The sequence below is a fragment of the Gemmata palustris genome (genome assembly GCF_017939745.1).
Taxonomy (GTDB): Bacteria; Planctomycetota; Planctomycetia; order Gemmatales; family Gemmataceae; genus Gemmata; species Gemmata palustris.
In genome coordinates this window covers 285048-311645 of record NZ_JAGKQQ010000001.1, presented here as the reverse complement: position 1 = coordinate 311645, position 26598 = coordinate 285048, and the positions used below count along the sequence as shown (strand labels likewise).

The 26598-nt window shown below is 66.9% G+C and carries 12 protein-coding genes; 5 read left to right on the top strand and 7 right to left on the bottom strand.

Annotated elements, in window-relative coordinates; genetic code table 11:
* Positions 1-155: 155 nt before the first annotated feature.
* The 5 genes from J8F10_RS01310 to J8F10_RS01290 form a co-directional block, all read right to left on the bottom strand.
* Entirely contained in the window at positions 156-1622 is a 1467-nt protein-coding gene (locus J8F10_RS01310; RefSeq protein ID WP_210651944.1) for a glutamate synthase subunit beta, read from the bottom strand.
* Between the two features lie 266 nt (positions 1623-1888).
* Positions 1889-6457 (bottom strand): glutamate synthase large subunit, encoded by a 4569-nt coding sequence (gene gltB / locus J8F10_RS01305; protein ID WP_210651934.1) that lies wholly within the window; start codon positions 6455-6457, stop codon positions 1889-1891.
* A 1306-nt stretch (positions 6458-7763) separates the two neighbouring features.
* Positions 7764-9446 carry a SulP family inorganic anion transporter gene (locus tag J8F10_RS01300; RefSeq protein ID WP_210651933.1) on the bottom strand — a complete coding sequence of 561 codons (1683 nt, stop codon included), beginning with the start codon at positions 9444-9446 and terminating at the stop codon, positions 7764-7766.
* Positions 9447-9555: 109 nt separating this feature from the next.
* Positions 9556-11019 carry a sigma-54-dependent transcriptional regulator gene (locus tag J8F10_RS01295; protein ID WP_210651931.1) on the bottom strand — a complete coding sequence of 488 codons (1464 nt, stop codon included), beginning with the start codon at positions 11017-11019 and terminating at the stop codon, positions 9556-9558.
* Positions 11020-11021: 2 nt separating this feature from the next.
* Positions 11022-12455, bottom strand: coding sequence for a sensor histidine kinase (locus tag J8F10_RS01290; protein ID WP_210651929.1), 1434 nt, complete (start codon positions 12453-12455; stop codon positions 11022-11024).
* Positions 12456-12977: 522 nt separating this feature from the next.
* Here J8F10_RS01290 and J8F10_RS01285 point away from each other — a divergent pair.
* Positions 12978-14417 (top strand): proton-conducting transporter transmembrane domain-containing protein, encoded by a 1440-nt coding sequence (locus J8F10_RS01285; protein WP_210651928.1) that lies wholly within the window; start codon positions 12978-12980, stop codon positions 14415-14417.
* A complete protein-coding gene (locus J8F10_RS01280; protein WP_210651926.1) occupies positions 14414-15790 on the top strand; it encodes a proton-conducting transporter transmembrane domain-containing protein in 1377 nt (458 codons plus the stop codon). The genes J8F10_RS01285 and J8F10_RS01280 overlap by 4 nt, the downstream gene beginning before the upstream one ends.
* 91 nt (positions 15791-15881) lie before the next feature.
* Here the strand turns inward: J8F10_RS01280 and J8F10_RS01275 are convergent, their stop codons facing one another.
* A complete protein-coding gene (locus J8F10_RS01275) occupies positions 15882-18041 on the bottom strand; it encodes an efflux RND transporter periplasmic adaptor subunit (protein ID WP_210651925.1) in 2160 nt (719 codons plus the stop codon).
* A gap of 202 nt (positions 18042-18243) precedes the next feature.
* On the opposite strand from J8F10_RS01275, the gene J8F10_RS01270 reads away from it, so the two are divergent.
* The 3 genes from J8F10_RS01270 to J8F10_RS01260 all read left to right on the top strand — a co-directional run bounded on the left by J8F10_RS01270 (position 18244) and on the right by J8F10_RS01260 (position 22847).
* Positions 18244-19137, top strand: coding sequence for a hypothetical protein (locus J8F10_RS01270; protein ID WP_210651923.1), 894 nt, complete (start codon positions 18244-18246; stop codon positions 19135-19137).
* Between the two features lie 384 nt (positions 19138-19521).
* On the top strand, positions 19522-21162 hold the full coding sequence (locus J8F10_RS01265; protein ID WP_210651921.1) for a TolC family protein: 1641 nt from the start codon (positions 19522-19524) through the stop codon (positions 21160-21162).
* Between the two features lie 38 nt (positions 21163-21200).
* On the top strand, positions 21201-22847 hold the full coding sequence (locus J8F10_RS01260; RefSeq protein WP_210651919.1) for a TolC family protein: 1647 nt from the start codon (positions 21201-21203) through the stop codon (positions 22845-22847).
* A gap of 195 nt (positions 22848-23042) precedes the next feature.
* Here the strand turns inward: J8F10_RS01260 and J8F10_RS01255 are convergent, their stop codons facing one another.
* The gene (locus J8F10_RS01255) at positions 23043-26441 is read right to left on the bottom strand and encodes an efflux RND transporter permease subunit (RefSeq protein ID WP_210651917.1); all 3399 of its coding nucleotides are present in this window, start codon (positions 26439-26441) and stop codon (positions 23043-23045) included.
* Positions 26442-26598 lie beyond the last annotated feature (157 nt).

Genomic DNA, 26598 nt, shown 5'->3' with positions numbered 1-26598 from the left:
GCGCGTAGATCGGGCACTTGGTGTTATTTCAGCGGTCGAATCAAGCCATATTCGGGTGAATCCCTAGTTGAATTGCAAGTGCGGTGCCGAAACACGCGGCACGAATTGCTTCGCGAAATCCGGCGGACCTCACAAAGCGATTCGTGCCGTGCGCGTTACCGGATCAGTCCAAGAGGCAGATCCCGTCCCCGGAGCCGGCTTGGGCGCCCGGTCAGCGATTCGTCAATGTGCCGGGCGGCTTCCCGGCCTTCGGCAATCGCCCAAACCACGAGCGACTGTCCCCGTCGGCAATCCCCGGCCGCGAACACACCGGGCACGGAGGTCGCGTACTTACCATCACTCCGGATCGCGCCGGAGGTGGTCAGCGCCAGCCCCAATCGTTCCGGTAAGCTCTGCTCCGGTCCGGAAAAGCCGATCGCGAGCAGCACCAACTCGCACGGGAACACGAGCTCGGAACCGTGCAGTTCCTCGAACTGGCGCTCGCCTTCTTTGTCGTAGTAGTGGTGAATCCGGACTGCGTGCAGTTCCGTGACGCGGCCCTGATCGTCGCCGGCAAAGTTCTGCGTCTTGATCTGCCAGTCGCGCTTGCCGCCCTCCTCGTGCGCCGGCGTGATGCGGAGGATTTTTGGCCACAGGGGCCACGGCGTTTCCGGGTTCATGTCCTCCGGCGGGCACGGGTTGTAGTCGAGCTGAAGCACCGACTTCGCGCCCTGGCGGTGACACGTCCCGAGGCAGTCCGCCGCGGTGTCGCCGCCACCGATGATAATCACGTTCTTGCCGGTAGCGGTAAGAGATTCCCCGTCGAGCGCGTCGCCGAACCCGCGCCGGTTCTGGGCGGTCAGGAACGTCATCGCCTGCTCGACGCCCTTCAACCGGCGGCCCGGGATGTCGAGTTCGCGCGGCTTGGTCGCCCCGACCGTCAGCAAGAGTGCGTCGTGGCGCCGGCGCAACTCCTGCGGATCGGTTGTGACCCCGACGTCCGCGTTGAGGACGAACTCGACGCCCTCCGCGAGGAGCTGGTCCACGCGCCGGGTGACGTAGTCCTTCGCCATCTTGAAGTCGGGGATGCCGTAGGTGAGCAGCCCGCCGGCGCGGTCCGCGCGCTCGTAGACGGTGACCGCGTGCCCGGCCCGGCGCAGTTGCTGCGCCGCGGCGAGCCCGGCCGGACCGCTCCCGATGATGCCGACCGATTTGCCGGTCTCGTGGCGCGGCGGTTCGGGGACGATCCACCCCATCTCCCACCCGCGGTCCACGATCGCCTGCTCGATGGTCTTGATCGTGACCGCGGTCCCGTTGAGCGCGAGGACGCAGGACGCCTCGCACGGCGCGGGGCACGTCTTGCCGGTGAACTCCGGGAAGTTGTTCGTGTCGTGGAGCGCGGCGAGCGCCTCCTTCCACCGGTTCCGGTAGACGAGATCGTTCCAGTCCGGGATGCGGTTCCCGAGCGGGCACCCGGTGTGGCAGAACGGGATGCCACAGTCCATGCACCGGGTCGCCTGCGCCCGCGTGCTCTCGGTCGGCATCGGCTGGTACAGTTCGTCGTAATCGCGAATGCGCAGGTGGACCGGCCTCGGGGTCGGTTTCTGCGGTTCAACGTTCAGGAACCCGCGCGGGTCGGCCATTGTGGTGGGGGTCAGGGGTTAGGGGTTGGAAATAACGTCGCGATCCGCATCAATCTGGGGCATCGCCCCGGATCGGTACCCGGGTGTTGTTCTGGATTAACCCCGGGGTGTTGCCCGGGTTGATCCCGGGGCGGTTTCCCGCCCGAACCCAGGGCGTTGCCCTGGGCTAAGAAATCGCAGGCTTTCAGCCTGCCAGTGCGGTTCGCCCTGAAGGGGCGAGATTCCCCAGCCCAGGGCAACGCCCTGGGTTCGGAGGAAGGCGGTCATTACCCGTTCACGAGTTCCCATTGCCGTTGAACGGCGCGGCTCTGTTCGAGCACGCGGCGGTAGTCCTTCGGGAACACCTTCACGAATCGCCCGAGGGCCGCGGCGAAGTCGTCGACGATCGCGTTGCCGACCGTCGAGCCGGTGTAAAGGACGTGCCGGTTAATCAGGTTGCTGAGGGTACCGACGTCCTTGTAGTGATCGACCGGGACGAGGTCGACCATTTCCGTGTTGCAGTTCTCGCGGAACGTCCCGTCCGGGTCGTACACATACGCGAACCCGCCGCTCATGCCGGCCGCGAAGTTCCGCCCCGTCGAGCCGAGTACCACCACGACACCGCCGGTCATGTACTCGCACCCGTGGTCGCCGATGCCCTCGACGACGGCCTTCGCGCCGCTGTTGCGGACCGCGAACCGTTCCCCCGCGCGGCCGCAGAAGTACGCTTCGCCGCCGGTAGCGCCATAGAGGGCCACGTTCCCGATCACGACATTGTCTTCCGCGACGTACCCGGCTTCGGGCGGCGGGGCGACGATCAGCTTGCCGCCCGAAAGTCCCTTGCCGACGTAGTCGTTCGCCTGACCGCGGAGCCGCAGCGTGATCCCGCGCGTGGCGAACGCGCCGAAGCTCTGTCCGGCCGTGCCGGTGAACCGCAGGTCGATCGTGTCCTCGCGCAGACCGGCCTCGCCGTACTTCGCGGTGACGAAGTAGCTCAGCAGCGTGCCGGTCGTGCGGTTGCGGTTCGTGATCGGCAGCGCCAGTTGCAGCCGGCGCGGGTGCTCGACCGCGTCCTTTGCGGCACGCACGACTTCCCAGTCGAGTTGTTCCGCGAGGATGTCCGGTTGCCGCTCCACGCACCGGATGATCGAGCCCTGCGGCACTTTCTGGCGCGCGAGCAGCGCGGAGAGGTCCAGGTGCTTTGCCTTCCAGTGCCAGGACAGATCGTGCTGCGCGAGCAGGTCGGGCCGCCCGACGATCTCGTCGAGCGTGCGGAAGCCCATCTCGCTCAGCAGCTCGCGCACTTCCTCGGCCACGAAGAACAAGTAATTAACAACGTGCTCCGGGGCGCCGGCGAACTGCGCACGCAGAACCGGGTCTTGCGTCGCGATCCCGACCGGGCACGTATTCAGGTGGCACTTCCGCATCATCACGCAGCCGAGCGCGATCAGCGGGGCCGTGGCGAAGCCGTACTCTTCCGCGCCCAAGCACGCGGCCACGACCACGTCGCGCCCGGTCTTCATCTGCCCGTCGGCCTGGAGCCGGACGCGCCCGCGGAGCCCGTTGCGGACGAGCACCTGTTGCGCTTCCGCGAGCCCGAGTTCCCACGGAACGCCCGCGTGCCGGATGCTCGATAACGGACTGGCGCCCGTTCCGCCACTGTCCCCGCTAATGAGGATGCGGTCGGCGTAGCCCTTCGCGACACCGGTGGCGATCGTGCCCACGCCCGCTGCGGCCACGAGCTTGACGGAAATCTCCGCGTGCGGGTTCGCGTTCTTCAGGTCGAAGATGAGCTGCGCCAGGTCTTCGATGCTGTAGATGTCGTGGTGCGGCGGCGGCGAGATCAGTCCGACGCCCGGGGTGCTGTATCGCGTCTTCGCGATCGCGCTATCGACCTTGTGCCCCGGGAGCTGCCCGCCCTCACCGGGCTTCGCACCCTGCGCCATCTTGATCTGAATTTCGACCGCGTTCGCGAGGTAGTTCGCGGTGACCCCGAACCGGCCGCTCGCCACCTGCTTGATGGCGCTGCCGCGCCGGTCCCCGTTGCCGTCCGGCTTGAACCGCACCGGGTCTTCGCCGCCCTCACCGGTGTTCGAGCGCCCGCCGACCCGGTTCAGCGCGATCGCGAGCGTCTCGTGCGCCTCTTTGCTGATGCTCCCGAAGCTCATCGCCCCGGTGAAGAACCGCTTCACGATCTCCTTCGCCGGTTCGACCAGTTCCAGCGGGATCGCCTTGTGCGTCTTCTTGATGTCGAGCAGCCCGCGGAGCGTGCAGAGGTGCCGGCTCTCGTCGTTCACGGACCGAGAGAACTCGCGGTACGACGCACGGCTCTCCTGGCGCACCGCGTGCTGGAGCGTTTGGACCGTTTCCGGGTTCCACATGCGGTGCTCGCCGCGGCGCCGCCACATGATCTCCCCGCCGACGTCGAGTTCGGGCGATTCCGCGTCCGGGTCGCCGGGGAACCCGACCGCGTGGCGCGTGAGCGACTCGCGGGCGATCTCGGTCAGCCCGATGCCCGCGATCCGGCTCGGCGTATCCGTGAAGTGTCGGTCGATGACGTCGGCGTTCAGCCCGATGGCCTCGAAAATCTGCGCCCCGCGGTAGCTCATCAGCGTGCTGATGCCCATCTTGCTGAACACCTTCAGCAAGCCCGCGTTGATCGCCTTCGCGTAGTTCTTGAACGCCTTCACCAGATCCAGCTGCGCGCCGTGCGCGTCAACGAGCATCCCCTCGGCGGCGAGACCGCGGTACGTCTCGAACGCGAGGTACGCATTGACCGCCGCGGCGCCGTACCCGACGAGCAGCGCGAAGTGGTGGACCTCGCGCGCCTCACCGGTCTCGACGACGAGTCCGCACTTCACGCGCAAGCCCGCGCGGATCAGGTGGTGGTTCACCGCCGCGGTCGCGAGCAGCGACGGAATCGGAACGAGATCCGCGTTCACGCCGCGATCGGACAGGATCAGGACGCTGCAGCCGCCCTTCACCGCATCGGCGGCCGCCGCACAGAGCGCGTCCACTGCCGCGGCCAGCCCCGGTTCCCCGGTGTCCTTCGCGAACAGCGTGCTGAGCGTGCGCGCCTTCAGACCCGGCTGGTCGAGCGCCCGGATCTTCGCGAACTCTTCATCGGTGAGCGCCGGCCCCTTGAGGCGCAGCAGCCGCGCGTGTTCGGGCGATTCCCCGAGCAGGTTCGATTCGCACCCGATCAGCGATTCGGTGCTCATCACCACTTTTTCGCGGATCGGATCGATCGGCGGGTTGGTGACCTGCGCGAAGAGCTGCTTGAAGTAATTGAACAGGAGCTGCGCGCGGTCGCTGAGCACCGCGAGCGGCGTATCGGTGCCCATGCTGGACACCGGCTCCTGACCGTCCTGCGCCATCGGCAGCAGCACGCGGGAAACGTCTTCTTGCGTGTAGCCGAAGACGTGCTGGCGGTGGCGCACGGGGACGGACTCGTCACCGAACACGGGCGCCGCGGGGAGATCGTCGAGTTGAATCTGGTTCTGCTCGACCCACGCGCGGTACGGCTTTCCGCGCGACACCTCGAGCTTGATCTCTTCGTCCGTAATCACTTTCCCGCGCGCCGTATCGACGATGAACAACTTGCCGGGCTGGAGCCGACCGGTCGAGCGGACCTCGCTCGCGGGGGTGGGGAGCGCGCCCACTTCGCTGGCGACGATCACCCGTTCGTCGGTGACCACGAACCGCCCCGGGCGCAGCCCGTTGCGGTCGAGCATCGCCCCGATGATGGTGCCGTCGGTGAACGACAGGTTCGCCGGGCCGTCCCACGGCTCGGTCAGGCACCGGTGGTAGCGGAAGAACCCGCGCACGTCCGGGTCGAGGTGCTTTTGCTCCTCGTAGGCCTCCGGCACGAGCATCATCATCACGTGCGGCAGGCTGCGCCCGGACTGAACGAGCAGTTCCACGGCCCGGTCGAGAACGGCCGAGTCGCTCAGCCCCTCGAAGTTCAACGGGAGCACTTTGGCGAGGTCGTCGCCGAGCGCCCCGCCGTGCATCATCGACTGGCGGGCCTTGAGCCAGTGGACGTTGCCGTTGAGCGTGTTGATTTCGCCGTTGTGCGCGAGCGTGTGGAACGGCTGCGCGAGCGCCCACTGCGGGAACGTGTTCGTGCTGTACCGGCTGTGAACGAGCGCGAGGGCCGATTCCGTGCCGGGGTGCGCGAGGTCCGGGAAGTACGCCTCGAGCTGGTCCGGCTTGAGCATCCCCTTGTAGATGATCGTGCGCGAACTGCAACTCGCGATGGCGAACCCCGTCGCCGTCCCCGCGGCCTGCGCTGTAGCCCATAGCTCGGCGCGCCGGCGGATCACGTACAACTTCCGCTCGAACGCAGCCGCATCAGGCGCGCCCTTCCCGCGGCCGATGAGCAACTGCTCCATCGCCGGCTCGGACGACCGCGCCAGCCAGCCGATCGCGCTCGAAACCACCGGAACGGGCCGCCAGCCCAAAATGACCTGCCCTTCCGTGCCGACGATCTCTTCGACCGCGCGGCGCGCGGCGGCACGGTTCTGGAGGTCGGTCGGCAGGAAGCAGAACGCGACGCCGTAGTCGCCCGCCGCGGGCAAACTCAGCCCGAGTTTTTCGCCCGCGTCGCGGAAGAACGGGTCGGGGAGCTGGAGCAGAATTCCGGCCCCGTCACCGGTGTCCTGATCGCACCCGCACGCACCGCGGTGCTGGAGGTTGCGGAGGAGCTGGAGGGCGTCGCGAACGGTCGCGTGCGTCTTCCGACCGTGCAGGTCGGCAAGAAACCCGACCCCGCAGGCGTCGCGCTCAAATGACGGGTTGTAAAGCCCCTCTGGAACCAGAGGGGAGGGACTGAACGGAGGAGAGACTGGCTGCATGGATTTAAGGCGAGTGCAAAGCTCGTACCCGGAGGGCACGAATAGCTGTAAAGCGTTCACTATCCAAGACAAACTCACATAATGAACGAAGTAAACATACTCAACGCATGCTCGTAATCAATGCACAAAATGCCCGGCACTGCCCAGCGAACTCGACCCGAGCCGGAATTTTCTGACCCATTGGCCCACGATTTTGATCTCCGGCGCTGGTTCCTCGGTCATCACTGCGTTCCCACCCAAGCTAACAATTGCTAACAATTTCGGCCCCTGGAATGATCTTCCACCCGACCTCAGATCGCCAACGTGCCAACTGTTGGTTACCCGGGAATTTTAACCGTGCTGCTCCGCGCTTAGCTGCATCAGCCGCCACCGCAGATTCGTTCCGTTTCCGTGTCGCGACCGCAAGGGCGCGGGAGGGGCCCCCGTTTATCGTCCCGGTTCCACGCACGGGAAGCCCCGCTCCCTTGCGGTCGCGGCTCGTTCGGACGCTACGGGGATCTCGAAACGGGACTAACACTCGCTAAAGTCGCGCGGTTTTTGGCTCACAGCCAAGCCGCAAACTGCGCCCACTTTGTTCTCGAAACTCGCTCCAGGCCAGACACATCAACAAAGCCAATTGCATACATGTGAACAAAAGAATACAAGCGAACCCACCTGTTTCATGATGTCATGGTGAAATCTTTGGTGCGAGCGAACGGCGCGGCGTGAGTCCGCCGGTGTTTTTGAGCTACTACCGGCGGGCTCATGCCGCGCCGTTCACAAGGTTTCAAACGAGCACGCCCAACTCGTTCGCGTCAGTTGAATTCCCGCACGTGCGGTTGGCATTGACCCGATCGCCCACTTCGAGCAAATTGCGCTTCCCATTCCGACCCCTCGCATCGGGAGGGGACAAACAGGCTCTCCACATGCTCCACACGACTGACGACGACCACACCGACGGGTGGGTAGTGCTATACGCGGCACTGTCCGTAAGCCTGTTCGTGTTCGCGGTGATCCGTCACTTCAACATCGTGTAGGTGCGCCAACAGCGCCCGCAACGATTGCCGGAAACTTCCCACTCGCGCGGCCGCGTTACGTGATTTCAGGGACGTTTCCACGAAACACGGGCGGTCGTTGCGCGACCGGAATTTGAGCGGCCCCGTACCGCCGGGTCGCATCAGTCAACGCGATCGAATTGAAGGAAAGACGTCACGAGTTGCTCCCCAAAAGCTCAACCCCGGATGGTCTATTCCCGTCCGGGGTTGAGCTTTTGGGGCAAGCTTTTCCATCAGTTCCAGGCGTGCGGCAGGCGCCCATCGACACGCGCTCAGACGGCGGCATCGACCGGCGCGTGCCGGGCGCACTTGCGCGCGGCGAGCGGGTGCGCCGAGAGCGGCCGGTGAGAGTCCAAACCGACCACCTTGAGTGCCTTGTCTGCCGCGGCCAGTTCCTGTTCCAGTTGGTGCAGTTTTTCCATTGTGCTGTGGTCCACGAACTTGGTCTCCGACAGGTCGAGCACGACCTCGTCGCGGTCGACCGCGTACTTCAGGATTGCACTCTTGAGGCCGAGCCAGTTCGCGAACACCGCCGCTTGGCGCACCTTCAGAACCGCGACCCGCTCGTCGTCGGTACTCGCCACCTCGATGTCGGCCCGGACGAAGCTCCGGAGCGGGGTCCCGTTGAGGACGTGAATCACCAGCTTCAGTGCGATCCCGGACGCGACGCCGATGAGGAGGTCGGTGCAAAGGGTCACGGCGATTGTGGTGACGAACACCACGAGCTGCTCGAGCCCGATCTTGTAGGTGTGGACGAACTCTTTCGGCGACGCGAGCCGGAACCCGGTGAACACCAGCATCGCGCCGAGCGCGGCCAGCGGGATCATCCGAATCACGGACGGGAGGAACAGGATGAACGCGAGCAGGAACAGGGCGTGGAACAGGTTCGCGTACTTGGTCCGGGCGCCGTTATCGATGTTCGCCTTGCTGCGGACGATCTCAGAAATCATCGGCAGCGCGCCGAGGACCGAGCAGAGCGTGTTGGCCACGCCCACGGCGAGGAGGTCGCGGTTCTGATCGGTCTTCCGGCGCCACGGGTCGATCATGTCGACCGCCTGCGAACTGAGCATCGATTCGATCGTCCCGATCAGCGAAAAGAGCACGACGTACTGGACCCCGGTCGCGGTCGCCAGGCCCGAGAAATTGGGGAAGAAGAATGCGGTCTCAGGGGCTTGGAGCACGTCGGGCACGAACACGAGGAACTTGGCCTGGTCCTTCGCGTTGAGCATCCCGTCGAGCCCGAGCAGCAGGCCCATCGGGATCGCGACGAGCAGCACGATGAGTTGCCCGGGGACCGGCTTGAGGAACTTGATGCGGGCCTTCAGGAACGGGAACGCGATCAGGATCGCGAGGCTCGTCAACCCGACGAGCGCGATGGTCGGGTTCCACTCCGACAGTTTACCGGGGATCGCCGCGATCACGTTGATCGGTTCGCCGCCCGGCACCTTCTCGATGCCGAGCATCGGGAAGAACTGCTTCGCCATAATGGTGATGCCGATCGCGGCCAGCATCCCGTGGACCGGGGTGAGCGGAACCAGTTCGCCGAGCTTTCCGGCTTTGAGTAGGCCGAACAAGATCTGAATCACCCCGGCCGTCACGCCGACGCCCAGCGCGAGCGGGTAGCCGGCGGCGATCTTCGCTTCGATCGGGGCGTCGTGACCGACCACGTCGCCGCCCAGTCCCAGAACGGCCCCTTCCACGATGACGATGAGCCCGGCCGCCGGCCCCTTGATCGTGAGCTGGGAGTTACTCAGGATGCAGGCGAAGATCCCGCCAATGACGGCGGTCCAGATGCCGCAAATCGGCGGGTACTTACTCGCCGTCGCGATCCCAAGGCACAGCGGCATTGCGATCAGGAAGACCAGGAACCCGGACTGGAGGTCGAATCGGACGTTCGGAAGGAATCCGGGCGTAAGGGGCGGGGCGGGATCGTTCGCGTGAGTCGGTTCGGCCACGGCTTGTCCTCGGGGAATATTCGGTTCCCTCAAGGCAATGCTCGTGCCGTTTTAAAAACGTTGATTTTCCAGCAAAAACGGGTTGTGCCGCACGAAGCACGTTGGCTGGTCAGGCGTCACCGTGATCGTCATCGGACCACACCGAGCGGGCGATGCTGATGCCCAGGAGCCGGATCTTGTTTCGGAGGCTGCCGCGGGTAATGCCGAGTATGCGGGCGGCCTGGAGCTGGTTCCCGTCGGTGTGTTTCAGCACCCGCACGAGAACTTCGCGCTCCATGCGCTCCAGCGCCTCCGCGTACAGGTTCTCGCTGTTGGCGCTGATGCGCCCGCCGACGAACTGGTCCCAATCGAACGCGCCGCCGACCCCGTTTGTTACAGCGACCGCGGTCGGCGGGAGCCCGGCGGGGTGGAGCACGTGTTCCGGCAGGAAATCGGCGAGCAGGGCCGACCCGCTCATCCGCAGGACCGATTGCTTGAGCACGCTCTGCAGCTCGCGCACGTTCCCCGGCCACGGGTACGCCCGGAGCGCGGCCGCCGCGTCGGGGGCGACCTCGGCCACCGGCTTCCCCAGTTCGTGCCCGAACCGCTTCAGGTAGTAATCGACCAACAAGCCGACGTCGTCGCCGCGCTCGCGGAGCGGTGGGAGCTTGATCGTGAACACGTTCAGCCGGAAGTACAGGTCGCGCCGGAACCGCCCGTCCTCGACCATCTTTTCCAGGTCGGCGTTGGTCGCGGCGACCAGCCGAACGTCGGTCTGCACCGTCTCCGTTCCGCCCAGGCGCTCGAACCTCTGCTCCTGGATCAGCCGCAGCATTTTTGCCTGCGTGAGCGGGGCCATCTCGCCCACCTCGTCCAGGAATATGGTCCCCCCCTGGCACTGCTCGAACTTCCCGATGCGCTTGCGGTCGGCCCCGGTGAACGCGCCCTTCTCGTGCCCGAACAGCTCGCTCTCCAGGAGCGGCTCGGGGATGGCCGCACAGTTGATGGCCAGGAACGGCTTCGTGGCGCGGCGCGAGTGCTGATAAATCGCGCGGGCGACCAGTTCCTTTCCGGTGCCGCTCTCGCCGAGGACCAGCGCCATCACGTTCTGGCCGGCGACGCGCCCGACGGCCTTGTACACCTCCTGCATGGCCGGGCACCGCCCGAGCAGCACGTCACCGGCGACCGGGGTCGCTTCCACTTCCGGCATCGCGGCCGGCGTGCGCATGAGTCGACTGGACTGCACCGCGCGGTCGATTAACTGCCGCAAATCGGGCAGCTCCAACGGCTTGAGGAGGTACTCGTAGGCCCCTTCTTTCATCGCTTCGATGGCGAGATCGGTGGTCCCGTGGCCGGTGACGAGGATCACGGGGATCCGGGCGTCGATCGCGCGGACCTGGCGGAACGTGGCGAGCCCGGTCGCGTCGGGCAGGTGGACGTCGAGCACGACGACGTCCGGGCGCTCGCGCGTGAATTCCGCGAGCCCCTCGGCCGCGGTGGTCGCGGTGCGGACCGTCACCCCGTCGTCCCGGAACGCGCGCTGAAAGGCGTGCCGAATGGCCGGTTCGTCATCGATCACCAACAGCGTCGGCATCTTCACTCCTCGATCGGGAGCCGCACGAAGAAACTCGCGCCCCCGCCCGGTCGGTTCGCCGCGTTCATCGTCCCCCCGTGATCCTCAACGATGCGCCGGGAGATGACCAGCCCCAATCCCAGCCCCGTGTCTTTACTACTGGCGAACGGCTGAAAGAGGCGCGGCATCATCCCCTTTAGGATACCCGGTCCGGTGTCGGATACTACGACCTCGACTTGGTTTACGGTGCGCTGGGTCGCGACGGTTAGGGTACCGCCGGTCGGCATCACGTCGAGCGCGTTGAGCACCAAATTCACGAACACTTGCTGGAGCTGCCCCGCGTCCGCGGTCAGGGTGATCGGTTCGTCGCGGGCCTCGAAGATCGCGCTCACGTGTTGCTTCTCCGCGCGCCCGCGGACCAAACCCAGCACCGCGCCCAAGACGGTCTTCAGTTCGACCGGTCGGCGCTCCAGTTTCGGCGGGCGGGCGAACTCGAGGAACGTCTGCAGGGAGCGCTCCATGCGGCGAATTTCGGCCTCGATCACCCGCAGGTCCTCGGCCGTCAGCCGGTGCCCGTCCGCGTCCTCGAGCCCCGTTTGGATCAGCATTTTAATCGACGTCAACGGGTTCCGCAGCTCGTGCCCCACCCCGGCCGCGAGCTGGCCGACGGCCGCGAGCTGTTCGGCCCGTGCCACCTCGCGCTCGCGCTCGCTGAGCTTCTGGACGACCTCCTCGATGCGGTCCGTCAGGGAGTCGAGGTCCTCGTGCAGCCGGCCGAACTCGAAGTCGCCCGTCAGGACGATCTCCGGCGGGTCCGGGCCGAGTTTGCCGGCCGCGTCGCGGATCTGCACCCGCAGCCGCCGGATCGACTGGCTCAGGAGCCGGGCCGCGCCGTACCCGAACACGATCCCGGCCACCGCCCCCAACCCGCCCACGACCGCCATCCCCCACGCGAGCTGACTCAGAACCCGTTCGTGCTGGGTAGTCGTGTCCTCGACCCGCTGGTCGTTGAACGTTTCGAGTTCGCGGCACGGGTAGAGGACGTGGACCTCGAGGTACTCGGTCGCCGCGGCGACCCGGGCGGCGTGCGCGGCGTCATTTTTCGGGGGCAGCGATTGCCACAATTTGAGGTACCGGGCCACCCCGTCGTCGAGCTGGGCCGACAGCGCCTTCTCCTCCGGGTGGTTCGCCAGCTTGCGGATCTCGGTGAGGTGCGTCTGGGCCCGGGTGTGTAACTCGGCGACCGATTCGACCTGGTTGAGTTCGAGCGCAATGAGCGTGTTCAGGCACCCGCGCAAGTCGGACGCGGCCCGGCGGCTGGACACGTTCTCCCGGAGCACGCTGGTGATCGTCGCCTGCTGGTGGAACAGGGACACGGCCGTGAACGCGCACAGCGCCACGAGGCACAGGGTGCCGAGCGATACCGGCCCGAGGAACCGCCACCGGAGGCCGCTCATATCGATCTCCTCCTGATTCGTGGCGACGGTCCGTGGCCGCGCCGCGGCCAGACTGGTTCCAGCGGGGCCACTGGTTCCGGCGCGACCAGTGACTTCGGCCGCGATTTACGGGGCAGGCGCGTTGGCACATCAGTTGCGTTCACGAACACCATATCTCGTATTGAGTTGTGAGAGCGCCCCGAACGATGGTGGAGGCATCGGATCATTCCGACCGCGCCGCGCGTAACGGAACCGGCTCGCGATCCCGCACCGACCGAACTTCTGGAACCGAGGGGCTTCGCGGAGCGGCCCACTCGGTTTGCCGATTTTGGTGCGCTCCCGAAAGGGCACGAGTCAGTCGGGCGCCGGTTCGATTCGCGCGCTCCTCTGACTATGTTACTGTACCGGCACGGGGCCGGGCGCGTTCGGCCGCCCGGGGAGATGCGGAAATCGTGTAGTCGGTGCCCGATGGCAATTCGATGGGGAACTCGATGACCCTGGTCAAGAAGTGGTCGGTGCGCCGGCACCCGGCGGGAGGCCCGCGTGCCTGATCTCGCTCAACTCGCGACACTCACGGGGCTCGTTGCGCTCGCGACCCCGATGGCCCTCGTCGCCGTCCTCGGGCTCCCGTCCCTGGTCGGGCGCCCGCTGTCCGAGCGGGCGACGGGCCGCGCGTGCCGGTGGTTCATCGCGCTGGGCTTCCTCGCGACCCTCGCCGTGTTCGTTCTCATGCTCGCGACCGGCGACCGGCACGTGGTCGTGAACCTCGGCAACTGGGTGTCGATCCCCGACGCGCACGGGGGGCACCCCAAGTACCACTTCGCGGTGAAGTTCGAGTTCGACCGGCTCTCGGTTCCGCTGGCGCTCCTGTCGTTCTCACTGTGCGGAACGATCGGCGCGTTCGCGGTGAAGTACCTCCACCGCGAACCGGGGTACAACCGGTTCTTCGTGCTGTTCTCGGTGTTCCTGGCCGGGATGGTGATGGCGGCGCTGGCCGACACGATCGAGACCCTGTTCGCGGGGTGGGAACTGGTCGGGCTGTCGAGCGCGCTTTTGGTCGCGTTCTTCCACGAGCGCCCCGCGCCGTCGCGCAACGGGCTGCGGGTGTGGATCGTGTACCGGGTGTCCGACGCGGCCCTGCTCTTCGCCGCGGTCGCGCTCCACCACGTGACCGGCGAGGGGGACTTCGACCAACTGATGGGGGCCGAGCCGTGGCCCTACGGGCGCGCCGCCCTCCCCGAGCTCCAGGCCCTGGGAATCGGCCTGCTCTTGCTGCTCGCGGCCGCCGGGAAGTCGGCGCTGGTGCCGTTCTCGGGGTGGCTGCCGCGGGCGATGGAAGGGCCGACGCCGTCGAGCGCCGTGTTCTACGGCGCGCTGTCGGTTCACCTGGGCGCGTTCCTGTTGCTCCGGCTCAGCCCGCTCATCACCGTCTCGGTCTGGCTCGCGCTGGCGGTTGTGGCGCTGGGGCTCACGACCGCGGTGTACGCGTACCTGGCCGGTACGGTCCAGACGGACATCAAGAGCGCGCTGTCGTTCGCGTCGCTGACCCAGGTCGGGATCATCGTCGCGGAGATCGGGCTGGGCCACTGGGTGCCGTTCCTGTGGTACGTGGCCCTGGCCCACCTGCTCGGCCACGCCTGCCTGAGAACGCTGCAGTTCCTCCGCGCGCCGACGCTGCTGCAGGACTACCGGAACCTCGAAAACGCGATCGGCGACCGGCTCCCGCGGGCGCCGGGGCCGCTGGCCGCAGCGCCCGGGCGGTTGCGCACGCGGCTCTACCGGTTCGCGCTCGAGCGCGGCTACCTCGACACGTTCCTGAACGACTTCGTAGCGCGGCCGTTCGTACTCGTGTTCCGGTGGTTCGACCGGCTGGAGAACACCTGGACCGCGTTCCTGAACGGCACGCGCGAACCGGCCCCGCCGGCCCCGCCGCCCGCCGGCGACCCGAAACCCGTTGCGGAACTCGCGGAGCACCGGTCATGACCTTCGCGTCTGTTCCCTGGCTCGAACTGGCGGTCGCGGTTCCCCTGGTCGGCGCCCTGTGCCTCTCCCGGAGCCGGGACGCGCTATCGGCGTCGCGCTGGTGCCTCGGGTTCCTCGGGGCCGGGCTCGTGTGCGCGGTCGCGGCGTGGGGCGGGTTCATGGGCGGACTCACCGCCGACGGCACCAGCCCCTTCGACGCGCTCCCGCTACTATTCGGGCGCAACGTGTTCGCCATCGACGCGCTGAGCGCGCCGCTGGTCCCGCTCCTCGCGCTGCTCCACTTCCTGACGGCGCTCGCCACCGCGCGAACCAAGATGTCGCGGTTCTCGTTCGCGTGGCTGTTGGCCGGGTCCGCGCTCCGGGTCGCGGTGTTCGCGTGCAAGATGCCGTGGGACCTGGGCGTGCTGTTGGTGCTCGCTACGCTCCCGCCGTACTTCGAGTTGCGCCGGCGCGGACGCCCGACCCGCGTGTACGTGATCCACATGGCCCTGTTCGTGGGGCTGCTCGTGGCGGGGTTGGTGGCAGACGGGACGGCCGCAGCCGTGCTGCTGATGGGCGCGGTACTGGTGCGTAGCGGAACGGTGCCCGTTCACGTGTGGGTGACGGACCTGTTCGAGAACTGCTCGTTCGGCACCGCGCTCCTGGTCGTCACCCCGATCACCGGGATGTACGCGGCGCTGCGTCTCGTGCTCCCCTCGCAGCCCCCGGAGTGGGTGTTACAGGGGATCGGGGGCGTGTCGCTGTTTACCGCGGTGTACGCCGCGGGGATGGCCGTGGTGCAGACGGACGCTCGCCGGTTCTTCGCGTTCCTGTTCCTGAGCCATGCGTCACTGGTGCTGGTCGGGTTGGAACTCCACACTGCGATCAGCCTGACGGGGGCGCTGGCCCTGTGGGGATCGGTGATAGTGTCGCTGGGCGGGTTCGGGCTGACGCTCCGGGCCATCGAAGCCCGGTTCGGGCGGCTCACCTTGTCGGAGTTCCGCGGGCTGTACGCGGCGTCGCCGTCGCTGGCGGTTTGCTTCCTCCTGACCGGGTTGGCGAGCGTCGGGTTCCCCGGGATGTCCGGGTTCGTGGCGACCGAGTTGCTGGTGGACGGAGCGGTCGTGGCGAGCCCGATCGTCGGGCTCGCGGTACTCGTTGCCGCGGCGCTGAACGGGGTCGCGGTGATGCGGGCGTACTTCGCTCTGTTCACCGGGGACCGGTACACCCCGCGCGTCCCGTTGGGAATCACCCTGCGGGAACGAGGCGCGGTGCTCGCGCTCACCGCACTGATCTTCGCCGGCGGGTTCTTCCCGCAAGCGTACATCGCCTCCCGCCACCAGGCTGCGGAAGCGACACTCGAGGACCGCGGTGCAGAAAAGCCGGCCCACTAATCGCGCCTGGTAAGTGCGCTCCTGTGAAAAATGCGGGCCGGCGGAATGATCCGCCGGCCCGTTGCCTTTGGTTCGTGCCGAGCCGGGGCCGTTACTTCGGCGGTGCCGGGCGCTCGACTTCGACCACTACTTCGGCCTTCCACTCCAGCCCCCGGGCATTGGTCACCACGAGATCGTCCGCCGTCAGTCCGGACGTGATCTCCACTTCTTTCTCGTTCTGGTAACTGACGCGCACAGGGGTGAGTCGGGCCTTGCCGTTGCGGTACACGTACACCGCTCTGTCCGAGTCTTCTGGCTTCTCTTGAGGAATGCCGACAACCGCGCTGATCGGTACACGTAGAGCGTCTGCCGGCCCCTTCGCGAAGTTCAAGGTGACGATCCCGTACATACCCGGTCGGATGTCATTACTTGCGGCCGGAATATCGACTTCGACGCGCATCAGCGAGGTCTTCGGATCGACCGCGAACCCGATCCGGGAGATCCTTTCGTTGATGCGAACCCCGGGCAGAGCGGGGAAAGTCACAACGGCAGAAGCGCCCACGCGAGCGTGGGCAACCTCCGATTCGGGAACGGAAGTGACAAGGCGCATTCGGTCGATCCGCGTGATCGTGAGCAGCACGCGCTCGGCCGCTCGTTCGCCGGGGCGCACGTGTTCTCCCGGTGAAGCGTTTCGGCGAGTCACGACTCCGTCGAACGGAGCCTCGATCTTCGTTTGGTCCAGCGCGAGGCGGGCTTTCTCAAGCGCGAGGTGGGCCGCGTCGATTTTGGTCTTCGCGGTTCCCACGTTCGCTTCGGCCTGGAGCGCTTGGCTCTGCTTGATCGCCACATCGCTTTGGGCTATTTCGATGGCCACAGCCGCGCCCTGCATTTGGGCTTCGGCCGTAAGAGCGAGGCGCTCAGCTTCGTCGAGCGTACTCTGGGTCCCATTTCCCGCTTTCGCGTGCGCGGCAATCCGATCGTGCGCCCGTTTTCGGGCCGTGAAGTCGGCTTTCGCCGCAGACAATTCGATTTCGCGCTGTTTCACCAGTATTTTGGCGGTCATGACCTCCGCGCGTGCGGCTTTCATTTGGGCCTCGACCGCGACCATCTGACTCTTCGCCTGCTCGATATCGCTCCTTGCCTGGCGCTGCTCCAGGGCGAGCGCGGGTGCGTCAATCTCGGCCAAGAGTTGCCCGCGCTTGACGTGATCGCCGATGTCCACGTTCACGTGTTCCAATTTCCCAGAGATCGCGGCCAGCAAATCGGCCTGCTGGAGCGGTTCGATGCTGCCGGAGCTTCGGGAGACCCGGTCCAGCCCGCCGCGCTCGGGGCGGACGAGCCGAACCACCGGTGGGGGTGGGGGCTTCTCCGTGCCCTCAACTTTCGCTTTCGGCGGGGGCTGGGTTGGCTCTTCTTTGGGGTCGGCGTTCGGCGCAGCGAACACGCCGCCGACCGCGAGAAGCCCCAGCGCAAATAAGGGAGCAAGGGATTTGAGTTTGGTCGCGTTCATGGTTCGGATCACTCCTTCCGCAATCGTTGCGGGTCGAGCTGTGGACGGGGCGGTTGAACCCCGGGTCGCGAACCCGGGCGCAGCGCGCACGGTGGAATCGATGAGTGTGGTCAGAGCGAAGGCGGCAGCCGCCTTCTCCTCGCACGCGGTTAGCGCGGTGATTGCGAGCGTTGGCGCGAAGCCGCGGCGGGTCAGCCGGTCCCGGAGCCGTTCGCGGGCGCGCGTCAGCCGCGAAGAAACCGTTCCGGGCGGGCACCCGATTAGCCGACCCGCTTCCTCGCCGGTTTTGCCTTCCAGACAACACAGGACGAACGCGACCCGGTGCCGCTCCGGTAGCTTCGCGATCTCTTCGTCCAGCACGCGCTCCAGTTCCCGCACGTTCGGGTCGTTCACCGGCGCGGGGAGTTGTTCGGCGCTCGATTCCTCGCGCGCCGATCGGCGGAGCCGGTCCGAACGGATGCGAAACGCGGCCCGGCACGCGACCCGGTAGAGCCACGCCGCGAGAACCTCGCCCCGCGCGACTGAAGCGGCCTTGCGCGCGAGCACCAGGAACGTTGCCTGGAACGCATCGTCGGCGTCGTTCGGGTCCGCGAGCACGCGGCGGCAGGCGGCGACAACCATCGGCGCGTGTCGCCGGACGAGCAACTCGAACGCGACTTCGTCCCCCGCGCTGATGAACCGCGCGAGCAGGTCCGTATCGACGGGCGGGCCGGTCGAGTGGAGGGACGGGATGCGCGGTATTCGACGGGGGCCGTGATTCACAGTTCGTCCTCGGGCCTTCACCGTAGTAGAGCCGCGCAGGGCCGCGAGTTCTCCAACTTTTTCTCGCGCTCGTGTCAAATGGGGGGCTGTTGTTCCCGGCGCGTTGAACATCGCGGCGAAGCGAATCAAGCGGTTCGCGGTGTGGCGACTCGGAATTTCCTCGCTAAAAAATCTGAAGTGTTCCCCTTCACAAGAGAACCAGATGCCCATTCCAATCTCGTGCCCGAGCTGCGAGGCCCGGATCAAAGCGCCCGACGCCGCGGCCGGGAAGGTCGTTCGCTGCCCGAAGTGCCAGGGTCGGATTCCGGTCCCGGCAACCGAGCCGGCATTTGAAGTTATCGACGAACCCGATGACGAACAGGACGATGAGCCCGTCCGCCCGAAGCGGAGCCCTAAATCGGCCCGCCCGTCGAAGAAGCAAAAGTCGGCCAAGACCGGCGCGCCCGTGGCCCTTCTGGTGGGTGTCGGCGTGCTCGTTTTGGTATTGGGCGGCGGCGCAGTGTACTGGTTCGGGATCAGGGACAGCAGGCCAGTCGTCGAGGCCCGTTCCGACTCACCGGCGCCAGTACGCCCCGGCCCAGCCGGTACCCCTCCGACGACAGCACCGGACCCGAAGTTAGAAAGCAAACTTGCTCCCTACCAGGATGTGTCTGGTTTTCAAATCCGACCGCCGGAGGGTTACACGGCGATACCCTCGCCCAAATCCCCTCCGGGGACCACGATGTGGGGCTGGGCCGGAACCCGGCGGCCCGACGGAACGGCCCCAAGTTTGACCGTCATGGTGGCCACCCCGCCGCCGGGAGAAGCGGATAAGTCTGGTGAAGAATTTCTCAACATCCTCCTGGGTGGCATCCAGCGGCGCCGGACGAATTGGGAGCAGTCGGCGGTCGAGACGGTCGCGGTGAACGGACTGACGATGTACCGGGCTCGGTGGTCCGGGACCGACCCCGGAACAGGTAAGGCCATGCGCGGCTTCCAATACGCGAGTAAGAACGGGAGCCAATACATCCAGATTGGTAGCCAAGACGTCGATCCCGGGCACGAGGTCGACTTGGCATTGGCCGATGCCGCGGCGCTGACCTTGCGGAAGAAGTGATCCGAGACAATTGCCGCCCCGTTGCGATCGGTCAGTTGATTGACCTCTCCCACGCACTCCCTCCTCGCAAATCTCATCCGCCAGCGCGCGTATCGCGTCGTCGCCCGACGGAAACGCACTGGCAACGGCCGAACGTGAGCAAAAAGCAGTGAGACCGGTCCCATGCGTGAGCAGTTGCGCACCGCGGGGGCGAAAAAGTCGCCAGACTGCGCCGAGAAACTGATCCCCGCCCCCGGCGCATCCGATGAATCTCCTGTCACCTCCCGAATCGACTAATCTTGCCACCCGCGCGGGTTCGATCAAATCCCCAGCCCGCAATCGCTCGCCCGGCGCTCTTCTGAGAACCGGGCACGGTCCGTGGCGTTCTACTTGTCGGAGGGGACCATGCGCACGACGCGCCGGGTGTGGGGACGACTCGCAAGCGGGGTTCTCGGGACCGCGCTCGCGACGACCGTAGCGGCTCAACCTCCCAAAACGGGTCTGCCCCCGACGAAGGACGGCCCCACGGACAAGGCCCCTTCTCCCAAGCCCGCGATCGACCCGCCCCCGGGAACGATCCTCGCGCCCGGTGAGGTGCCGATCGACCTCGCCAGCGCCCTGCGACTCGCTGGGGCCGAGAACCCCGAACTGCTCCTCGCGCGCCAGCGCATCGCGGAAACCACCGCCCAGCGCCAACTCGCGGCCGCGCAGATCCTCCCGAACCTCAACGTCGGGACCAACTACGACGCCCACCGCGGAACACTCCAGCAGTCCACCGGGAGCCTGTTGCGCGTGGACCGCGATTCGCTCTACGTCGGGCTCGGTGCGAACGCGATCGGCTCCGGCACGGTCAACATTCCCGGGCTCAACTACAACCTGAACATCGGCACGGGCTGGTACGGGTTCCTCACCTCTCGCCAGCGCGTCACAACGGCGCACGCGGTCGCCGATGCCGTGCGCAACGACGTGCTCCTGCGGGTCTATTCGGCATACCTCGACCTGCTCCGGGCCGAGGGGCGCCGAGCAATCGCGGTGAAAAACCGCACCGAGGGCGCGGAACTCGCCCGGGTCACCGACGCCTACGCGAAAGCGGGCCAGGGCCGGAAGGCGGACGCGGACCGCGCCGCGGTGGAACTCCGGCGCCGCGACGCGGACCTCACGCAGTCCGAAGCCGATATTCTCACCGCCTCCGCGCGGCTGTGCCAGTTACTCAACCTCAACCCGTCCACGCGGCTCAAACCGGTCGACGGGTGGGTCGTACCCGCGCCGCTCGTCCCGGACCCGACCCCACTGGCAGACCTGCTCGCGGTCGCGCTCATGCAGCGCCCGGAACTCGCCGCCCGCCGGTCCGAAGTGCGCGAGATGCTCTACGAACTGTCGCTCGCGAAAGTGCTACCGTTCTCGCCGAACGTGATCCTCGGCTTCAGCGCCGGTGGGTTCGGCGGCGGGAGCGATTTGGTGAGTACGCCCCCCGGTGTTGTGGGGAGCAACGGGCAACCGACGCTCGCGCCGCGTTTCAGTAATCTCGATGGCCGCGCGGACTTCGATGTGGTCGTGTTCTGGACGTTCCGCAACTTGGGTGTCGGGAACATCGCACTGGTTCGCGCAGCGGACAGTCGCGTGAAACAGATGCGGCTGCGCGAACTAGAAACGGTGAACCTCGTGCGCGCGCAAGTGGCCGAATCGCACGCACGAGTGGCCGCCCGGTTCCTCCAGATTGATGCGACCGAGAAAGCGGTGCGGGCCAGCACCGAAGCGTATTCCGAGGACTTCACGCGCATCAAGGCGGGGGCCGGGTTGCCCCTCGAAGTGATCGACAGCCTGCGGTTGCTCGGCCGGTCGCGGTACGAGTACCTGGACACCATCGTCGATTACAACCGCGCACAAATCCAGCTCTGGGTGTCGCTCGGCCAACCGCCCGCGAACGCGCTCGCGCGGCCCGTCCCGGCCGAACTCGTTCCGCCGCCCGTCATCGAAGTCCCGCCCGGTCCGCGCCCCTTCCCCGTCCCGCCCGCGTTGCCGAAACTGCTCTCGGTCAGACCGTGACGGCGGGCGCAGAGGCAGCACTTGTGCGGAGGACGGTGATGGTTCGCATTCCCCTAAAAATGAGCCTGATCGCGCTCGGCGCGGGAGCCGCGCTGACGGGCGGTTGTCGGTCGATCGACGCGCCGCTACCGGAACCACCGGCCCAACGCGGAGCGATCTACCCGGGCGTTCCGGCCCCGAGTGTGCCGAGTGCGTCGGCGGCGCGAACGGCACCCGCAACCCGACCCGAGGGCGCAACGGTTTCGGTGACCGCGTCCCCGGCCCGGCCGAGCGCGATCGTCCCGGCCGCCGCAACAACCGCGCGCGTCGCCAAACAACCCATTCAAACCGCGCGATTTGAACAACCCGGCGCGTCTCCGGTCGCACCCGCGCCGGCTCCGCAACCGCAGCCCGAGAACACATTGGATCTCGGCGTCGCATTGCGTCTAGCCGGGGTCGAGAACCCGACGATCAATCTGGCGCAGGAAGTCGTTCGCGAAGCACTCGCGAACCAGCTCGCGGCCCGGTCGCTGCTGCTGCCGGACCTGAGCGCCGGTACCAATCTTCGCTTGCACCGCGGGGCGTTCCTCTCGGCGTCGGGTCTGGTCCGCACGGTGGACCTCCAGAGCCTCTACCTCGGGTTCGGGGCGGGGGCGGTCGCGGGCGGCCCGCCGGTCGTGCCCGGGGTGCGGATGTTCGCGCACCTCGGCGATGCCGTTTACGAACCACTCGCCGCGCGCCAGCGGGTGGCGGTAAGCCGGTCCGAATCGCACGCGGTCCAGAACGCGATCCTCCTCGACGTTGCGGCCGGGTACCTGGAACTCGTGGGCGCCGAGAGCCGGGTCGATATTCTCCGGCGCGGGGAAGCGGACCTGGGCGAACTCGCTCGTTTGACGGAGGTTCACGCGAAAGCGGGTCAGTACCGTCAGTCGGATGCGAAGCGCGCCGAAACGAACCTCGAACTGCTCCGGCGCGATCTGCGGCGCGCGGAGGAGGATGTCGCGGTCGCGTCGGCGCGCCTGTGCCGGTTGCTCAATCTCGACCCGTCCGTGCGCCTCCGCACGCCCGGCGGGAGCGTGCAACCGATCCGGCTGGTTCCCGAGGACGGGGATCAGGAAGCACTGATCGCGGGCGCGCTGCAAGCGCGGCCCGAGGTGTTCGCGCGGGGCGCTGCGGTCACGGAGGCGCAGACCCGCGTGCGCCAGGAGCGCGTGCGCCCGTGGTTGCCGACACTCTCGGTCGGCTACAGTTACGGCGGGATGGGCGGCGGGAGCAATCAGGCGGTGTCTGATTTCGGCCCCATTCGCGGGCGCTCGGATTTCGACGTGCTCGCGGTGTGGAGCGTGCAAAACCTCGGGTTCGGCAACCACGCGCGGGTGCGCACCGCGGACGCGGCCCTCGGCGCGCGGATCGCCGGCTACGACCTGATGACCAACCAGATTCGCCGAGAAGTGTCCGAGGCACTCGCGAGCGCCCGCGCCGCGTCCGCACAGATCAAGACCGCAGAAACGGCCCTCGTGATCGCGGAAGAGGGCTTCAAACTCGAAATGGAGCGCATCAAGCAGGGACAGGGGCGACCGATCGAGATCCTCGACAGCTTCCGGCAACTGCTGGAATCGCGCCAGGAACTGCTCCGCGCGGTCGTCGCGTTCAACGTCGCCCAGTTCCGGCTCTTCGTTGCAACCGGGAACACGCCGCAACCGTGAGGTTGAGAGTTGGTAACGTGCATTCGCAGTGCGAACCTCGTTGTTGTTGGCGCCCCTCATCCTGCGCTACGAATGACAGTTAAGGCAACAAAGGCGAACGGCCGGCGTGAGCCGGCTGGTGGAACGGACCCGGGGCCACCCCGGAGCTTTCACCAGCCGGCTCACGCCGGCCGTTCGCCTGATCTGACCGGCGCCCTACGCTTCGGGCGGGTGAACGATCACTTCGGTCGGGCCGTGTTCGGGGTCGCCCGGGAGCGGTTCGTCCTCGTCGCCCAGCTTCTTCGGGACGAGCAGCGAGTACACACAGGGCACCACGAACAGCGTCGTGAGCAGCCCGGCCACGAGGCCGCCGAGCACGGCGCGGCCCAGCGGCACGTTCGCCTCGCTCCCGCGCTCCAGCCCGAGCGACATCGGGATGAGCGCGAAGAACGTCGCCAGCGCCGTCATCACGACCGGGCGCACGCGGATCGCCCCGGCGCGCTTGATCGCCTCCGTGGGGTCGAGGTTCTCACTCTTCTGCAGGTTCGTGGCGAAGTCGGTCAGGAGCACCGTGTTCGACACCACGATGCCGATCATGAAGATCACCCCGAGCAGCGACTGAATGTTCAGCGCGGTCCCCGTGAAGAAGAGCACCAGCACGACGCCGATGACACCAATGGGCACCGCGGAGAGTACCACCAGCGGCGTGATGTACGACTTGAACAGCGCGACCAGCAGGAAGTAGATGAGCACGATCGCCGCGACCATGCCCATCGCCTGGTACTTGAACGTCGTCTGCATCTTCTGGTACTCGCCGCTGAGGGTCACCTTCGCGCCCTCCATCGGCTTCTGGTCCTTCGCGTCCGGGTCGAACGGGGTCCACCCGCCCTCTTTGCGCGCCTTGCCGTGCTTCGCGACCACCCGGCTCACGTCCTCCGCGACGTGGCCCAGGTCGCGCCCGAACACGCCCATCGTCAGGTCGATGGTGGGCTGGAGGCTGGTGTGGACGATCTCGGACGGCACCTGTGCCGGTTTGAGCGCGGCAATGGTGCCCAGGGGGACCGCTTCGCGCTGGACCGGGCTGGTGATGGGGATCTGGAGCAGCGTTTCCAGCGAGGTCACGTCGCCCTCCGGGTACTGGACGCCGACGTAATACTGGTTGTGGCTCACCGGGTCGATCCAGAAGTTCTTCTTGTTGAACTGGATACTGGAGTTGAACGCGGACACCACGTTCTTCATCACCTCCATCTGGTTGAGGCCCAGCGACGCGGCCTTGATCCGGTCCACCTCGATCATGTAAAGCGGGTAGTTCAGGCGCTGGATGATCCGCGCGTCCACCACGCCGTCGATCCCGCGCACCTCGTCCAGGATCTGCTCGGCCACCTTGCGGTTCTTCTGGAGGTTCTTGCCCGTCACCTTCACGTTGATCGGCGTGGACTTGCCCTCGTTCATCGCGGACCGGATCATCCCGCCCGAGTCGAACGCGAACTCCAGGTTGCCGCGCGAGAACGGCGTGACGCCCGGCTTCAGTTCCTCCGCCGCGATCTTCCGCTCGTAGGCCTCTTTCAGCAGGCGCTCGAACTCCGGGTCCGTGGCGAACCCCGCCCGCAGCACCGCGACGTGCTCCTGCGCCGACTTCGAGCGCTCGGACGTCAGTTGCACCTTCACCACCGCGTCCATCGGCCCGCTGTTCGGGGTGAACGCGGCCGACCAGTCGGCGGTCAGCCCCAACTCGCTGATGACCAGTTCGGTGTCGCCCCCGACCCTCGCCTTCACGTACTTCTCGACCGCTTCGATGTACCCCTCGGTCACCTCGATCCGCGTGCCCGAGTTGGCCCGGACGTAGATCTCGAACGCCCCCGCGTCCACTTCCGGGAAGAACTCGCGCCGCAAGTGCGGGCCGATCAGCACCACCACCGCGGCCAGGAGCGCGAACGAGCCGCCGATGACTAGTCCGCGCGCCCGCAGGACCACGCCGAGTAGTCGGGCGTACCCCTTGAAGACCGAATCGAGTAGCGATTCCCATTTCTCGAACAGCGCGCCGATCGGCCCGCGCGGGGCCGGGGCCTCGTGCTCGTTGCGGTGGCTGTAATCCGGCGCGTGCGCTTCGATCGGGTTTGCGTGGGCGTGGTGCCGCATCCACGCCGCGCACCGCGCCGGGACGAACGTGAGCGACACGAGGTACGCGACCAGCATCGCGAACGCGACCGCCAGGAACATGGGCTTGAAGAGGAACGCCCCCAGCCCGGGGATGAGGGCCAGCGGCGCCAGCACCAGGAGCGTGCAGAGCGTCGCGGCCAGGGCCGGCATCGCGACCTCGCTCGCCCCCAGGAACGCGGCCTCCCGCGGCCGCGCGCCCAACCCGAGGTGGCGGTGCGTGTTCTCCAGCACCACGATCGCGTTGTCCACGAGCGGCCCGATCGCGAGCGCGAGGCCCGCGAGCGTCATCACGTTGATGGTCTGCGACGCGCCGAAGAGGGCCGCGACCGCGCCGAGCACGGCGATCGGGACCGTCAGGACCGCGATCACCGTCATACGCCACTCGCCGAGGAAGAGCAGGATCACGAGCGAGCACAGGATCGCGCCCAGCACGCCCTCGTTCCGCAGGCTCTCGATGGAACTCTTGACGTACACCGACTGGTCCATCACCAGCTTCAGGTCCACGTCCGGGGTGGTGAGCCGGTCCTTCATTTCGGGCAGCTCGGTCCGCAAATTGTTCACCACGCCGAGCGTGCTCGCCCCCTGCTGCCGGTACACCGGGATGTACACCTGCCGGCGCCCGTCCACGCGCACGACGTTCGTCTGAATCAGGTTCGCGTCGCGGGGCGTGGCCACGTCGCGCAGGAACACCATCGTGCCGTCTTTGCCGGTCTTGATGGGCATATCGCCCATGCGCTCGATCAGGTCGTACATCGAGTTCGAGTCGAGCGCGTAGTCCACACCACCAAGTTTGGCCCCGCCCGCCGGGAGGAACACGTTGGACCGGTCGAGGGCCTCCATCACGTCGAGCGGCGAGAGCCCGCGGACCTGGAGCTCGTTTCGATTGAGGTACGCGAGCACGGTGCGGATCTTCCCGCCGTACACGACCGGGGCGTTCGCACCGGGGGACGCCATAATCATGCTCCGAACCTGATAGCGGCCGGTATCGAACAGCACCGATTCGCCCTGCGTTTTGCTGTTCAGCGCCACGATCGCGACGGGCGTGGAGGAAGTCGGATCGTAGGGCAAAATCACGGGCGGGAGCGTGCCGGGTGGGAGACTCGGGATGGCCGCTGTGGAGAGCGAATTGACCTGGGTGAGTGCGGCGCTCGGGTCCGTGTCGTCGGAGTAGTAGTTGCGGATGATGCTCGCGCCGATGATCGAGCGCGACTCCTGGTACCGGGTGCCGGCCGACTGGCCCACCCAGCGCTCCATGCGCGCGGTGATGTCGGCCTCCACGTTGGTGGCGGACATCCCGCCGTAGAACGTGAGCACCTGCACCGCGGGCGACTTGTACACCGGGAGGATGTCGGCCGGGATGCTCCCGAGTGCGGCCCCGCCGCCGATGGCGATGGTCAGCATCAGAACGGTGATCGCGCGCGGGTTGCCGAGGGAAAAGCGGATCAGCAGGTTCATGAAGCGGATCTCGGAAAGCAGCAAGGTGAACGGGGCGCCGCAACGCGAATTCGATCGTGCTCAGGAGAGTGTTGTCACATTGGACCGAGCCGCACCCCCCAGCAAACGAGCCGCGACCGCAAGGGAGCGGGCTGCGGCTCCCGTGAGGAATTGCACC

What these genes read in the sequence shown, in the direction of transcription:
- J8F10_RS01265 (WP_210651921.1), top strand. Translation starts at nt 19,522, where the DNA reads ATGCGCACGACGCGCCGGGTGTGGGGACGACTCGCAAGCGGGGTTCTC.
- J8F10_RS01255 (WP_210651917.1), bottom strand. Translation starts at nt 26,441, where the DNA reads ATGAACCTGCTGATCCGCTTTTCCCTCGGCAACCCGCGCGCGATCACC.
- J8F10_RS01260 (WP_210651919.1), top strand. Translation starts at nt 21,201, where the DNA reads ATGGTTCGCATTCCCCTAAAAATGAGCCTGATCGCGCTCGGCGCGGGA.
- J8F10_RS01310 (WP_210651944.1), bottom strand. Translation starts at nt 1,622, where the DNA reads ATGGCCGACCCGCGCGGGTTCCTGAACGTTGAACCGCAGAAACCGACC.
- J8F10_RS01280 (WP_210651926.1), top strand. Translation starts at nt 14,414, where the DNA reads ATGACCTTCGCGTCTGTTCCCTGGCTCGAACTGGCGGTCGCGGTTCCC.
- J8F10_RS01290 (WP_210651929.1), bottom strand. Translation starts at nt 12,455, where the DNA reads ATGAGCGGCCTCCGGTGGCGGTTCCTCGGGCCGGTATCGCTCGGCACC.
- gltB (WP_210651934.1), bottom strand. Translation starts at nt 6,457, where the DNA reads ATGCAGCCAGTCTCTCCTCCGTTCAGTCCCTCCCCTCTGGTTCCAGAG.
- J8F10_RS01270 (WP_210651923.1), top strand. Translation starts at nt 18,244, where the DNA reads ATGCCCATTCCAATCTCGTGCCCGAGCTGCGAGGCCCGGATCAAAGCG.
- J8F10_RS01295 (WP_210651931.1), bottom strand. Translation starts at nt 11,019, where the DNA reads ATGCCGACGCTGTTGGTGATCGATGACGAACCGGCCATTCGGCACGCC.